9 protein-coding genes are annotated in these 15,296 nt (G+C 37.0%); 5 read left to right on the forward strand and 4 right to left on the reverse strand.

Features of this window, described 5'->3' with window-relative positions; genetic code table 11:
- Positions 1-225 precede the first annotated feature (225 nt).
- Positions 226-696 (reverse strand): hypothetical protein, encoded by a 471-nt coding sequence (locus C7B89_RS00790; RefSeq protein ID WP_082148177.1) that lies wholly within the window; start codon positions 694-696, stop codon positions 226-228.
- Between the two features lie 149 nt (positions 697-845).
- Between C7B89_RS00790 and C7B89_RS00795 the strand changes: the two genes are divergently transcribed.
- Together C7B89_RS00795 and C7B89_RS00800 are read left to right on the forward strand one after the other, a co-directional pair.
- On the forward strand, positions 846-2,183 hold the full coding sequence (locus C7B89_RS00795; RefSeq protein WP_048394941.1) for an AAA family ATPase: 1,338 nt from the start codon (positions 846-848) through the stop codon (positions 2,181-2,183).
- On the forward strand, positions 2,176-2,907 hold the full coding sequence (locus C7B89_RS00800) for a hypothetical protein (protein WP_048394942.1): 732 nt from the start codon (positions 2,176-2,178) through the stop codon (positions 2,905-2,907). The genes C7B89_RS00795 and C7B89_RS00800 overlap by 8 nt, the downstream gene beginning before the upstream one ends.
- Positions 2,908-2,950: 43 nt before the next feature.
- On the opposite strand, the gene C7B89_RS00805 is transcribed toward C7B89_RS00800, so the two are convergent.
- Positions 2,951-8,041 carry a DUF4132 domain-containing protein gene (locus C7B89_RS00805; RefSeq protein WP_115672990.1) on the reverse strand — a complete coding sequence of 1,697 codons (5,091 nt, stop codon included), beginning with the start codon at positions 8,039-8,041 and terminating at the stop codon, positions 2,951-2,953.
- Positions 8,042-8,053: 12 nt separating this feature from the next.
- On the reverse strand, positions 8,054-8,473 hold the full coding sequence (locus C7B89_RS00810) for a hypothetical protein (protein WP_066038137.1): 420 nt from the start codon (positions 8,471-8,473) through the stop codon (positions 8,054-8,056).
- Positions 8,474-9,077: 604 nt separating this feature from the next.
- Here C7B89_RS00810 and C7B89_RS00815 point away from each other — a divergent pair.
- The 3 genes from C7B89_RS00815 to C7B89_RS00825 all read left to right on the forward strand — a co-directional run bounded on the left by C7B89_RS00815 (position 9,078) and on the right by C7B89_RS00825 (position 13,156).
- On the forward strand, positions 9,078-10,250 hold the full coding sequence (locus C7B89_RS00815) for a glycosyl hydrolase family 18 protein (RefSeq protein ID WP_425269266.1): 1,173 nt from the start codon (positions 9,078-9,080) through the stop codon (positions 10,248-10,250).
- 128 nt (positions 10,251-10,378) lie between these two features.
- Positions 10,379-12,586, forward strand: coding sequence for a YcdB/YcdC domain-containing protein (locus C7B89_RS00820; protein ID WP_115672992.1), 2,208 nt, complete (start codon positions 10,379-10,381; stop codon positions 12,584-12,586).
- 96 nt (positions 12,587-12,682) lie between these two features.
- The gene (locus C7B89_RS00825) at positions 12,683-13,156 is read left to right on the forward strand and encodes a YusW family protein (RefSeq protein WP_231595732.1); all 474 of its coding nucleotides are present in this window, start codon (positions 12,683-12,685) and stop codon (positions 13,154-13,156) included.
- A gap of 47 nt (positions 13,157-13,203) precedes the next feature.
- On the opposite strand, the gene C7B89_RS00830 is transcribed toward C7B89_RS00825, so the two are convergent.
- On the reverse strand, positions 13,204-15,198 hold the full coding sequence (locus C7B89_RS00830) for a catalase (RefSeq protein WP_115672993.1): 1,995 nt from the start codon (positions 15,196-15,198) through the stop codon (positions 13,204-13,206).
- Positions 15,199-15,296: the final 98 nt, after the last annotated feature.

Consider the following 15,296-nt stretch of genomic DNA (forward strand, 5'->3'; position numbering starts at 1 on the left):
AGCTATATATTTCCTAGTATAAAAAAGAAGTATGCTCAGATCTAACTTATTTTTAGTTGATTAAAAATTTGGCTGAAATACCAATTTCCAATTCCTTGTTAGGGCTTTTTACTTATTTTGTCATGACTTATATGTAAAGGGATTTGATGATTATTGTTATGGGAATAAAATGAAAAAAGGTTATTTCTTTATTCTTAAATAAAGAAATAACCTTTTCTATTGTTGCTAAGGCCGCGGATTACCAAATATGCCCGGTAAAATATTAGGGAGTCCAGGTATTAATGGTGGTGGGAAACCAGGATATTGCCCCCCTGGACGTGGCGGATAAGGTTGCGGTGGATAAGGCTGTGGTGGATAAGGACGTGGCGGATAAGGTTGCGGTGGATAAGGCTGTGGTGGGTATGGCCGCGGTGGATAAGGTTGAGGCGGATATGGTGGATATGGTGGATATGGTGGTGGGTATGGCGGCGGATAGGAACTACCAGGAGGTGTTCCTGTACCTGCAGCAGTGATTTGACTAACATCCACAGTCACTATTTGACCATTATCTAACTGAATTTCAGCAGTTCTTCCTCCAGTTCCGAATGTCCGAATTAATGTACCTGAATAAGTACCAGTAGGGAGTGTTACCCATATTTTCATACCTGGGCGAAATTGACTGTTAAAATCATCAGGGGCTAATCTAGGATAAACCAATGAAACACACCTTTCTTCATTTTTTCTAACATATGCCTATTACGATTTTTGTCATAGGCTATAGGCTATGGATGCTTAAGTTCGAATTTGTTATAAAATAAAACGATTTTCATTATAATAAGGGAAAAAGCTAAAAGGATGTTTAGCACATGGCAATTATTAAGATAAAAAAAATAAACATACAAAATTTACGAAATGTACGACAGGGTGAAATTGTTCTCACAGTAAATTTTGAGACATTTCTACAAGCGAATGTTGTTGGCCTATATGGACAAAATGGCTCTGGAAAGACAACCATTGTAGATGCATTTAGTTTATTGAAGACACTTCTATCAGGATGGCTTGCTGAAGTGAAGTTGCCCTCTCAAAAGAAGCGACTTATATTGGCAGGAGAGCAAACAGCTAGCATGGATGTAGAATTTCTAGTTCAGAATCAATTCGGTACATTTTTTGTGAATTACTATGTGGAGCTACAGGAGGATCAACATCGACTATATACTACGTTGGAGCGCCTTACCTATCGAGAAAACACGAAAGGGAAGCGATCAAAGATTTTAGTGGCTGTGACGGAGAGGGATGTACAAATTCGTCAATCGAAACTGGATGATTTGAGTGAACAAGCACGAATTCAATTACTGGTTATTCAACAGTTAGCAAGAAAACAATATATATCATTTCTATTCCATAAAGATATAAAGACATTATTACAGGAACGGCTTTCTGAGCTAGAAATGCAGTTGCTACAAAATATTGCTGTTGATTTTAGTCGAGACTTACATGTTGTTAATACTCAAAATATTGCCCCACTATTTGAAGAACGGATGATGCCATTCAGTATTCATTTAGAGAAAACAAGAGGTCTTATTCCTTATGATTTAAATGGACCAGCTTTATTACCAGAGGATGCATTCTATGCATTATGTGAAGTTATTGAACAAAGTAATCAAGTGCTCTCAGCAATTATTCCTGGTCTGACGATTAAAATTAATATCATTACAAAGCAAATGATGGACAGTGGCGAGCAAGGAATTCGTTTTGAATTTTTGTCTCAGCGTGGGGAGCAGGAATTACCGCTACGAACAGAGTCAGAGGGAATTTTAAAGATCATTTCTATTCTTAGTGTATTAATTGCTGTATACAATAATCCGAATGCATGCGTGGTTATTGATGAATTAGATTCAGGTGTATTTGAATATTTGTTAGGTGAGTTGTTAACAGTGATAGATGAGGATGGAAAAGGGCAACTTATTTTTACTTCCCATAATCTACGTGTGTTAGAGGTGCTAGCTATTAAAAATTTATGGTTTACGACAACAAATGAACATCACCGTTATATGCAGCTAAAAGGTATCAAAGAAGTGAATAACGCTAGAGATGTCTATTTACGTGCTATCCAGCTTGGCGGGCAAGAGGAAGAGATATATAAGGAAACTAAAACATTTAAAATAAAGCGGGCTTTTCGTAAAGCAGGTGTTCAACATGACTAAAAAAGTACTTTTGATTATTGTGGAAGGGCAGACGGAGCAAATTATTTTAGAGGATTATTTAGATGCTCATTTTGCGAACTCCACAATACGTTTTGATGTACAACGAGAAGATATCTTAACAAAGTGGGATGCGCACAAACGAATACCGAATATTAAAAACAGTGTTGTACGAGTGATTCAAAGCTATCTTGAAAAATATAAATTTTTAGCCAATGATTTAACAGCGGTTGTTCATATTACAGATGCAGATGGATGCTTTATTGCACCAGAGTGCGTCAAGGTAGATGAGCGTATCGAGCAAAACTTATTTTATACAGAGGATGCTATTTTAGTGAAGTCGGATAAACGCAAAGAACAAATAGAACAACGCAATGATATGAAGGCTAAGAATGCTAGAATTTTGATTGCCAACGACCACTTTAGCATTAACCGTATGAAAGTACCTTATCAATTATTTTATTTTTCTACGAATTTAGAACATGTCTTATGGAATGAGCGCAATGAAATCCCAACAGAAAAAATACAAAAAGCAGATAAATTTATGGACAATCTGACATGCACGATTGAGGAATATTTAAGCACCTATCTCCCAGTTAGTTCAGAGTTGTCTTATAGGGAAAAAATAAAGAAAAGTTGGTCATTTTTAATGGAAGGCTGTCATTCATTGCATCGTGGCACGAATGTACCGCTATTGTTTGAAATGATTAAAACAGATATAAAGTAAAAACAGGTGACGAATGGAGTCACCTGTTTTTATCTAGAGTACGTTAGTGCATTTGCTCATAGCTTCGAATATGAGTTAATATAGCTGGATCTTTAATTTTTGTATCTTCACATAGTAATAAGAGCTTGGACATGATCTCAGCCGTCCGTGGATCATCATCCACCATCGGTAAGAAAATTCGTCCACGATGCTGAGATGGGACAGCAATAATTGGGATCATGGAACCGCCTATTTGATGCACCACACCACTTCCTAAATGTAAGGAGTAACTTGCTAGCTTACCTTCTATGAGGGCATGTTGTTTTTTCACTTCCACATTGTTTAGCTTCAATAATTTAGCCAATTCTTCTACGATAATGCTGCGCATTTCAACAGTAGAATGACTTGCCTCAGGGTCTACACCACCAACATGAGCTACGCTGACAACAAGATCAATATCTCGCATAACCTCAGAGAATATCGCAGCTGGAATATCATCTAAAACGATATCTTTGCCTGTTAGTCGATCATAGAAGTAAACACCTTCGATTGCAGGTGCTTCAATTTCTGCTGGCGTAAACCAATCTGCCTGTGCATACAAGGATGCCACAATATTTTCCTTATAATATACTTTACGTGGTCCTGTTTCATAGCTGATTTGCCAGCCACGTGTTTTCAACAGGGCTACTGTTTGTGAAGGATTTACTTGATGCCCTGCATAGCGCAATGAATGTTTCTGTGCTTTTTCATCAGCATTGATGAGATATAACTCACGGAACACTTGCTTAAATGGCTGTTTAATGTTGTGCTCAAACATATAGGATTGCCACTGTCTCCATTGACCGCTCTCTAGAAGATGGTAAGGATGAGCAATCTTTATAGAGGACGTAGGAGCAAGGTTCACAACGTCAGCCGATAAAAGCTGTAAACCTTCTGATGTCAGCATTCCAACGTAATTATCGCTAATAAATAGTAGTTTTTGTAACAGCGGAGCTAGAATCGGATGAGCTAATAAATGAATGAGCTCCTCGACCGAAAATACTGTTTCTAATTCCATTGCTTGCTCAAGCGCTGGGCGTGCTCGTTTATATTGCTCTTGTAAGTCTTTTCGGGCTTCCTGCAAGGTTACAATATCAGCATGCTTTTTTAATGCAGCAGGAACGTTCTTTAGACGTTTACCATCCTTTTCAACAATAATAGCTACAGAGGCATCATCCTCTATTTGTAGATGGGCTGTAATTTGCTCGATTTGTTGTGCTTTAAATAAATGCTTCATATCGTTAAAGGCAGATAACTCCATACGCCATGTGAAGCGAGTGGCTTCTCCATCCCCTGCATTGCGCGCTAAATTTTCTAGAGCGATACTTGCTGCTCGAGCCTCACTTGCGCGGCGTTGAGCACCAAATTGCTTACTTTCCTTCAAAAACTGTTGAATAAATTGATAGCGTGTCAGGGCGTCTTTGTCATCGGATTTTATTAAAGGGATAAGACCAAGTGCGCGCAGTTTATCTTTATTGCGTTTATCTTGAATTTCTTGCATTAACGGTTTTGGACTGAGCTTACCGATAGCTGTATCTGCATAAAGCTGTGCCCGACGATGGTTGGCTCCTTCAGAAGCATATTTTGCAGCATCATAAACAAGTTTGAATTTCTTAGCCCCAAGTGTTTGATAGGCGCTTTGGAACCAAGCTAAATCGAATGCACCATCACGGAAATCCTCAGCAGTTATGCTAGAGAAAAGGGCAATTTGATCTTTGGCATAGTCAGACAATGAATCTGTTGTGTGAGCAATAAAATACCAGGCTGATTCTTTTAGTCCATCCCAGCCAATCACTTCACTGACAAGGTCTATCCAATGTTGGTTATACATCATGGCTTCAATTAAACGTTCTTTAGAAATGTCTGTTTTCAGCCATGCTTCTTTTAATTGCTGGGCTGTTTCTTCTCTTTTAGGGTAACAGTTAGTTAGCAATCTGGAGAATACATCCTTTTTCGTTTCTGCCTGCCAAATATATCCTCTCGCAAGCTTTTCTCCGTCAAGTGCCTGTAGAATCTGTAAGAAATAATCAATACCCTCAAAATAAGAAATGCTACTAGCAAGCTTTGTTACAGCAGTAGGCGTATCACCACGTTTTAGCTCTATGGCTAAAATACGATCAATCGCTTGTTCACGAATAGCAAAGAAATCTGTTAAATCTTCAAACGATTGTTGATAGCGTTCTTGTAACTTAGTTGGCTCATTAAATATTTCTGAAGCGAGCGTGTTGGTAAATATGGCTTCAAATAGGTGATCTTGCGTAAATAAACCAACTTTCATGGCGTCTAAATATTGGAACAAAGATAAATTGTAGACGTTTGGGCTATAGCTTGCATTTTTCATACGCTTTGTTAGCTCTTCATTAACAGCTAGCATTTTGACATATTCACCATAGGTTGAGTAATCAGACCAGCATCGATCAACGAATGACTCAACGACATCTAAATCGATAATAGTAGAAGTGGAACGATAGTAATAATAACCCTTCTCTCGAACATCAAGTTGCCACTGATCAGCAGGGATTTGTTTGAATAGCTGTAACATTATGCCTACTGCCTGTTCGAAGCGATTAAATTCGGGTGCATGCTTTTCGAGTAATGAAAGTGCTTCCTGATGTAGCACTGTATCACCTGAGATTTTGTCGATGTCTTGGGATAGCACTGAGAAAATCTGTTGAATTGTATCGTCATATTTCAAGGAATTAAATTGCGCAACACGTACTTTTAAATCTTTGTATTGGAAGAACGGTTTAATTAGTGTATGAGCTGCTTCGGAAAGATCATGAGCAGCAGGGTATTCTGATAGATTATGGTAAAAATTAAAATAGGCTAAGTCCTCATTACTAAATAATGCTGTCTTCATCCATTGAACAATTTCTTCGGGGATAGGATAAGCATCAAGACTAGCATGTCGTTGATTATCCGATTTAGTTGCCATTACACTATATCTTTGTCCTAATGTAGTGCTAATGGGTGTGTCATTCCATTGGTATGTTTCATATTCTAGTTCAGCATGTTGATCTAAAACCTGAATAAGCTGTTCAAGCTTAGATAATAACTTATCAACATCATATTGAAAGAATTTTTCAAAAGGTGTAGGTGCCTGTACATAAAGTGGAGCAAGCTGTTGCCAAGGCTCTACACCATTCATTTGAATGGCTCCATCCGAAATACAGCCATATTGAATAGGGGGATGTGGTGTATACAAGCCAAAGCCATTACTCTCGTTATACTCAGGGACATCCCTTGTAATTAATTGCTCTAACAAAACTTGCTCGTTTTTAGTTACTTTTGGTAATAAGGAGCATAAAGCTGTAATTTGCTCGCTTGCTAAGTTGTGTCGCTTAGAGGCTTCTAATAGTAATTCAAGCCCTCCAAGTCTCTTTAACTGCTTACTATCTTTTAACAGCCTTTCAGCACTTTGTAACAGATTATTCTGTGCCTGAACTTTTAAGAGTGAAATAGCCTCTTTACGAAGTGCACCTGATTTATTAGCTAAAAGATCTTCAATTTTTGCTATTTCTTCTTCTGTTGGTGTTAGAGCATGTATTTTCTTTAACGCCAGAGAACGATTGATGGAACTGCGATCCCGTAATGAATTAAATAAAAATTCACGTTGACCTTCTGTGACAGGGTCAAGACAATAAATATTCAGTAGGCCGATTCTGCTAGATGGTGAGTAAGAATCTGCATGCTCAATAATCCGTTGGAATAATGCCTCGTCTTGTACATGATGGGCTAAAATAATTTGTGTTGAAATTAAATCTTCTAATGACAAATGGACATGGACAAAGGATAGAGGTTTACCTGTAATGTTAAGTCCATCTTTCGTAATTTCATTTTTTGCCCACTCAAGCTGTTCAAATAAAAGGTATTCAATCCCTTGTAACTGTGTGTTTTCTTGCATGAAGGTTTGAAGGATTTGCGCCCATTCATTGTCTCTTGCATACTCACTATTAATATGGTGATTAGCATAAAGAAAATTGCCCCATGCAAAGGCAAACAACTCGATATCTTTTGTTGATAAGATTAAATCCTTTACAAATGGCGCAGTGAAGGAAATTTTCGATAAGTTTTTCAAAAAGGCAAGCGTTGTAAGTTGGATATGCTTGTCACGCTTTAAGAGTATTGTTACAAGGTCATTTAATTTTGTATAGTCCTTTGTAGCAGTTGCCCATAATGCAACATAGATATCAATTGTACGTTCACTCGTTAACAGTTGTTCAACAAAGCTGTCTTCTTCGATTGCTTGGATGGCTAATGCAAGAACTTCCTCTGTTATTTTTTGATTTTCGAAACTATTATAGCCAAGTCCCATCCAAGTATCGACTGCTCGAATTACAGAGGAGAAGCGTGTTAGGCGATGTTCCTGAATAAGCTTCATCATGTTGAGTTGTGCATCAAGATTGCCATGGTCAATATTTTCTACTATTGCCTGTCGTAAACCTTCTTGTCGTGCAGCTGCTAATAAGAGTTTGCCAAGTGCATTATGCATCCGGTGATTACTCGATTTAAAAATACCTCGAATGAATGGATGACCGAAAAAGCTACTATGATGTTCATCAAATAAAATACCTTCTACTGCTTCTTCAATTGACGGGTTTTCTAATGATAGTTCTTCAGCAAGCAACTGCTCAAAGACATTAAAACCCATTACTTTTGTATTTTCATTCTTTAAGACATAGGAGCTATAGTTTGGATAGGTTCCATGCTCATATTGACGATGATTCGTTAACAACTCCTGCAAAGTAATTTCCTCAAATGTCAGCATTTCTTCTATTAATTGTAAACATTGAAACAGATGGTCTTGCACTGGTTGAGAAGAACGAAAAGATCGACGTAAAACACCTCTTTGGAACATTGTAGCATCAAAGCGTAATGCTAGTTTCTTGATCTTAAGTGCACGTTCTTGTGAAGAAAACATGGTAAGCACTTCAAATAATGGTCCACTAAATAGTTCTTCAAGTGATGAATATTGCTGAGCAGCTATAAGCGTTTCAATGTCATAATCTCTATTGTCCATGTATTTTAACAATGCAGCTGCTAAAGGCTGTATTGCTATAGGTGCAGAATCAACTATACTTTGAAAATGTATTTTTTGTTCATGTGAAAGTGTCATATAAATCCCTCCTTACCAAATTCGTCCTGCAAGCATAGTAAGTTTAATAAATGTAAAGACATCGTATTCCTGTATGTTTAATGGTGTAGAAAGAGAATCTAAAGATTCTTCATTATGAAGGACTAAAAACAGCTCGTCCTGAAAGGCTTGAAGCATTGTGGAAATAGCTTGATCCACTGACTGTACAGTATCCTTTTTCTTTTCTCCAAAATGTACTTTGCCATATTGAGCAGCTTCTTCTAGTTGCTGATCCGATAAATAAACATGAAGTGGTGTATCTACCATTTTCTCATTAAATTGTTGAACCTGCTGTGTAACAAGCTGAACAAGTAAATCTTGTAACGTTATGACAGGCTCTTCAATTGAAAATGAAATTTTTTCAAGTTTACGAGACTTCTTACCGATTACTTTTTGCTGGTAAAATAAACGCAATCTAACACCTCCTTACAATAATTTCATTATACAAGAGTGAGAACAGGGAAAAGAATAAGGCATATGACGCTAGTTGCGTAAAAAAATTTGGGAAAAGTGTTATCAAAAGTAGCCTGCTACAACTGATTTGTAGGGTAGAAAGTGGGTAAAAATTTACTGAAGATTATGCAGAAAATAGAACATTTGTACGATTATTGTTATCAAGATAAGTATCATTTTGCGTTTTTTTATTCTAATAACGGTGAAGAAGCAGAATATATTATTCATTTAACTTTTTAGACATACGTATTTAAAAGAACATTCTTTCATGAAATCTCATAAACGAAGATTATTATCATTAGTATTAAATAGGTGACATAATATAGCATACTATTTATTTGCTTTGAATAGTGGTGTACTTTTGTGGAGTTGTTAAGAGACATCTTTTCATCTCTGATTTCATAAGCTTTATAGGTATGATTTTATAAAGCTAGAAGGAGGCAAAATCATTCAAATACACGTTGTACGGGCTGGCGAGTCTTTATGGGGAATTGCACAGGCGTATGGGGCTACGGTTCAGAGCATTATAGATGCCAATCAAATTCCAGAGCCAAATCGTTTAGTTGTGGGGCAAGCTCTTGTAATCCCGATTGTCGGAAGCTTTTATTATGTACAGCCAGGTGATAGCCTATGGTCAATTGGCCAACGTTTCGGTATTAATTATGTAACACTTGCACAAGTAAATGGCATTAATCCAAATCAACCATTAGCAGTTGGAACGAGATTATATATCCCACAGCCACCAAAAACAAGGGCAGAAACATTAGCCTATTTAGAGCCGAGAGGAACATCAGTTAGTGAAGCACTCTTGAATCAAGCGAGGGAAGCGGGTCCTAATTTAACATATTTAGCTTTATTTAGCTATGAGGCTAGGCGTGAAGGTACTTTACAGAGGCCACCAAGCCAAGGTGTGACACAAATTGCAAATGATACGGGAGCATCAATGGCAATGGTTATTTCTAATTTGGAGAATTTTAGTTTTAGTGGTGAATTAGCGAGAGATATTTTTCAAAGTACAGCTGTTCAAGATTTATTATTTGATAATATTCTTGCAGAAGCAAAGCGACTTGGGGATGTTAAAGATATCCACTTTGACTTCGAAAATTTGCCAGCAGATCAACGACAAGCCTATAACAATTTTTTAAGAAGAGCTGTAGAAAAATTTCACGCTCAAGGATATACAGTGTCTACAGCATTAGCTCCTAAAACAAGTGATAGTGAACGAGGACCATGGACAGCGGCACATGATTATAGAGCACATGGGGAAATCGTGGACTTTGTTTTACTCATGACTTATGAATGGGGATATTCAGCTGGCCCACCAATGGCCGTTTCACCTCTCCCAGAGGTAGAAGCAGTTGTAAAATATGCGGTGAGTGAAATACCTGCAAGCAAAATTATGTTAGGGCAAAATTTATATGGCTACGATTGGACGTTACCTTTTGTTCAGGGGGGACCGTATGCAGAAGCGCTTAGTCCACAGCGAGCCATTGAAATTGCTAAACGTTATAATGCAGCAATTCAGTATGATTGGAGAGCCCAAGCACCATTTTTTGAATACTATGATGAGCAAGGTAGGGCGCATATGGTGTGGTTTGAAGATGCTAGATCTATTCAAGCTAAATTCAATCTCATTAAACAATATAACCTTCGTGGTATTGGTTATTGGAAATTAGGACTACCATTCCCTCAGAACTGGGTGTTAATTGGTGCCAATTTTGATGTGGTAAAGAAATGAGAAAATGAAGAAAAAAGGACGGATTGCCCAATGTATTTTCTTCGAAGAGGAAATTATCTGTAAAATTCATTTCTAATTAAGGGTAAATATATTATAATTATGGTAAATAGTATTTTAGGAGGTATATTTTGGGTAAATTTAAAAAGTTAGGTATTATTTTAACAACTACTGCATTTTCTGTTGGTATTCTAGCACCCGTTTCACAAGCTTCTGCAAATGTGAAAGAACCTTCAGAGCGTATTGCAATACAGTTGGCTGCCTCAGAGACGAAAGTGACAAAAGGTATGCTAATTAACAAATTACGTGCACTATTCCCTGAAGAGTTCAAATTTGTAGCTGATAATGAGTTTAATTCTGGAGGCGGTCATTTTTTTAGAGATGATACAACGGTCCGTTATGATTTAAACTTCCATAAAACGGTAAATGGTAAAGATGTATATGGTGGTTTTACATTTAAAGGTGAAGATTTAGAGTTAGAACATTTCTATTATCAGCCAGCTAATATCGCTGAAGCAGTATATCCCGCAAAATATTCAGAGACTGAAGCAAAAAAAATTGCAGATGACTTCCTAAGAAAATTTGCGAAAATAGAGAACTATAAACTCCGTGAAGATGGCTTCGGTTATTACAATGACATTAATCGTCCATTATCACAACCAATTACCTACTCATTTGTTTATTCACCAACCTATAATGGAGTGCTTATTGGCGATCAAAGTATCACTATAGATGTTCTTGCTAATGGTCAAATAACAGGAATGTATAAAAATACAGAATCAATTGGTAAAGCAACCTTTGATAGCTCAAGCCAGAAAAAAAATGAGGAAGAAATTGTTGCACAAGTACGTGATAACTTAGCAGTTGAACTTCGTTATTACGTTGACTATTTTAGCGATCAACGTAATGTGAAGCTTGTCTATATGCCAGCAACAGGATTTAATGGTGTACATGCATTAACGGGTCAATGGCAAACAACGAATGGCTTCTCTACACAAGTTCCTAAGACGAAAAGCCCTGAGAAAATATCCTCACAGCAATTACCACCAAGAAAAAGCGGTATGACAGTAGCAGAGGTTGAGGAATTCGCTAAAAATTTATTAAAAGTCGATGAAGACAAGGCAAAGCTCACTATTGATATGGTTGACGAAAGAGAAAATGACAATGGTGAAACGGTTTATACAGTAAATTACATGTATATGTACAATAATGGCGGGTCCGGTACCTCTTTAGAAATTAATAAGGCAACAGGCGATATCGTACAGTATCACGATATTATGAGAGATTTTATCAACACTGACAAAACAACTACCGTCTCAAAGGATGCGGCATTAGCAAAGGCTGTTGAATACTTAAAGCAATGGGCTCCATCCTATTTACATGAGTATTCGATGCCAATTGATGATCCTGTACATGATGATTATAGTAAAGATTATTACTTCTCCTTCCCACGCATCGTAAACGGAATTGCGGTTGTTGGAGATGAAATAAACGTAGGTATTGGCTCTGATGGATCATTACGTTCATTGAATGTTAATAAACAAAAGATTAATAACTGGCCTTCTCTTAGTCAAGTAATCTCTGCTGATAAAGCAAAAGAAGCCTATAGTAAGGCTCTTACATTACAACTACAATATGTAAAGCAGGATACTGAAGGTAAACAACATTATGATCTAGTCTATGCTCCAACTTACAACGGTAGCTTAGTTAATCAAATTGATGCAATTACTGGTGAATGGTTGTATGAGGTAGATGGCTCAAAAGAAAAGCAATCTATTTCACACCCAACAGCAGCCAATGAATTAAATTATCTTCTACATCAAAATGTATTAGAGATAAAAGATATAGCAAACTTTAATGCTGATGCTGCTGTGACAAAGGGAGAAGCATTAAAGATTCTACTAAAATCTTTAACATATGGCCATTTTGGTAGTGGCGATGGTGAAAAGCAAACCTTCAGCAATATCGATAAAAACCATCCATTATATGGAGTGGTTGAACAAGCTGTAAGAATGGGAATTTTACAGCCAGCAAACCAATTCGCTTTGGATGAAACATTGACTCGTCAAGAGCTAGCAGTATGGGCTGTTAAAGCAATGCAATTGGAGAATGTTGCAAAGTATAAGGATATTTACAAATTAAACTTTGCGGATGCAGCTTCTATTGATCCAGCGTATACAGGCTATATAGCAATAGCAAATGGGATGGGGCTGATTGATACACAGCAAAATAACTTTAATGCTACCAAGAGTGTGTCATATGCCGATTTGGCTGTGTCAACAGTTCGTTTAGCAAAAGCTATTCAAGAAAATAAAGTGGATCGTAACTTCTATTATTAAGTCGCATTCCATGAAAAGGGTATCTCCTTATTTGTAGGAGATGCCCTTTTTAGGTTAGTTTGTAGAAGAATGGGGAAATAATATGTAAAGAAAGGAGTGAATAAATTGAAATTGAAATTTATTTTAGTGATTTCTTTAATGACTGTTATTCTTTACGGCTGTAATAAGGATGAGGTAAAAGATGTGCCTGCAAATGCTCCAGCAGATCAGAATGCTACTCAACAGACGGGTGAGACGCCAACTGACCAAGTGACATTTAATTTTTTAGAGTTTTCTTTAGATGTTGATTACTCTGCAACGGAGTCTTATGAGGTAGAATATGAGGATAAAAAAACAGGAATAGAAGCAAAATTAGAAGATGATCGAAAAAATGAAAAACTGCAGGGCGATGAAGCTTATACTAAATTAGAGCCGTTATTTAAGCAGTTGAATTTTGATTCTACAACATCTAATGATGAAGTGATTGATCAAGTAATCAAAGTATTCAATATTGAAGATAACTATCAATCCATTGAAGTGGATGTCGAATTTGTAGACGGCAATGAAAAGGAATTTAAACGAATTAAATAATAAAAACAAGCCAGCTAGCTGATTTAATCAGTTAGCTGGCTTTACATTCATTTACATTCTCGTACCCAATGTCGATGTTTAGCAAGGGCATGAACAAAAGATTTTGGATCGGTTGCAACCCCATGTTTATTGGCTATATGCTGTAAAAATAAAACATTTTCCGTATAACCTATTGTTTTACAGTGCTGATAGGCTTGTTCAATAAACTGTTCTGCTTTTGCTTGTTCATAGGAATTCTGAAAGGCTCCTGTAACATAAACCCCATCATAAAGAACTGAGGAGGTAGTAGCAAATGTTTCGTGAATTTCATAACCGCTTACTATGCCTTGTTTATTACTTACTAGTTCAACTACGATATCTTCACTTAAAAATGTAGCAATAAGTTCATTTAATTTTTCACTACTATTTTCTGTAACAATTACAGCTACTTTATTAGATTTGACACTTTCCTTTGCATTGATTACTTGGCTAACAGCAGGAGAAGTTTGTTGAATATGTGGTACTTCCACTTCTACAGGTGGAACTATACCAATACGCTCAGCGATAGCTGAAGCAAGTGAGTAACTGACATGAGCATACATGTCTACAACTTGTTTTCGAATCGCTTTATTTTTTACTTTGCCAAGTTCAAAGCTAAAGGCATCGATAATATGCTTTTTCTCAATATCTGTCATACTAAGCCAGAATAATCTTGCTTGAGAAAAATGGTCTTTGAAGCTCTCACTACGTGCACGTACTTTATGCCCTTCAACTTTTTCTTCATAATGCTTATATCCACCATCTGCTTCAGAAACAGGATGTGGTGTATTATTGGCTAAGGAATTTTTATGGTAGCTAACTTGTCCCACATTAATGGTTTGTCGGCCATAGCCATCTCGTTGGTTATTATGAAATGGACAAATTGGTTTATTAATAGGAAGCTCATGGAAATTAGGTCCTCCCAGTCGTATTAACTGTGTATCGGTGTAGGAGAATAAACGACCTTGTAATAAAGGATCATTTGAAAAATCAATGCCAGGCACAACATGCCCGACATGGAATGCGGCTTGTTCCGTTTCTGCAAAAAAATTATCCACATTTTTATTCAAGGTCATTTTCCCAAGAATGCGTACTGGAATTTCTTCTTCAGGCCATATTTTCGTGGCATCAAGAATATCGAAGCTAAATTTGAATTCATCTTCAACTGGAATAAGTTGCACACCAAGCTCCCACTCTGGGAAATACCCACGTTCAATGGATTCCCATAAATCTCTGCGGTGAAAATCGGGATCTTTTCCAGCAATGATTTGTGCTTCATCCCATACTAATGATTTTACCCCAAGTACAGGTTTCCAATGAAATTTAACAAAGTGGGCTTTTCCTTCGGCATTGATAAAGCGATAAGTATTAACACCAAAGCCCTCCATCATTCGATAGCTTCGTGGAATCGATCTATCTGACATATGCCACATAACCATATGAGCAGACTCCTGATTATTTGCAATGAAATCCCAAAAAGTATCATGGGCACTTTGTGCTTGTGGTATTTCGTTATTTGGTTCGGGCTTTACAGCGTGTACAAAATCGGGGAATTTAATAGCATCTTGAATAAAAAATACTGGTATGTTATTTCCAACTAAATCATAATTGCCCTCCCGTGTATAAAACTTAGTAGCAAAGCCGCGTGCATCACGAACAGTATCTGCAGAGCCTTTAGACCCGGCAACGGTAGAGAAGCGGACAAAAACAGGGGTTTTAGTGCCTTTTCCATTTAAAAATTGAGCCTTTGTAATATCACTTGCGCATTCATATGTTTCAAAAATTCCATGAGCGGCTGAGCCACGTGCGTGTACTACTCGTTCAGGAATTCGTTCATGGTCAAAGTGAGTCATTTTTTCACGGAAATGAAAATCCTCTAGTAAAGTGGGTCCTCGCTCACCTGCTTTTAGTGAATGTTCATCTTCCGATATTTTTAATCCTTGATTGGTTGTGAGAGGTTGATCTTTATCACTTACTCGGAATGCTTCTAGCTGTTGTTGTTTTTGATTGACATCTTTTTTCATTTAGAATCCTCCTTTATAAGTTACAACTACCTTCTACCCGAACGAAAAGATGACAAACATAAAGAAACAAATTGTTTGCTGTTTAAAAATGTATATGT

The organism is Lysinibacillus capsici, from assembly GCF_003367505.1.
In the GTDB taxonomy this organism is placed as follows: Bacteria; Bacillota; Bacilli; order Bacillales_A; family Planococcaceae; genus Lysinibacillus; species Lysinibacillus capsici.

What these genes read in the sequence shown, in the direction of transcription:
- C7B89_RS00795 (WP_048394941.1), top strand. Translation starts at nt 846, where the DNA reads ATGGCAATTATTAAGATAAAAAAAATAAACATACAAAATTTACGAAAT.
- C7B89_RS00800 (WP_048394942.1), top strand. Translation starts at nt 2,176, where the DNA reads ATGACTAAAAAAGTACTTTTGATTATTGTGGAAGGGCAGACGGAGCAA.
- C7B89_RS00805 (WP_115672990.1), bottom strand. Translation starts at nt 8,041, where the DNA reads ATGACACTTTCACATGAACAAAAAATACATTTTCAAAGTATAGTTGAT.
- C7B89_RS00830 (WP_115672993.1), bottom strand. Translation starts at nt 15,198, where the DNA reads ATGAAAAAAGATGTCAATCAAAAACAACAACAGCTAGAAGCATTCCGA.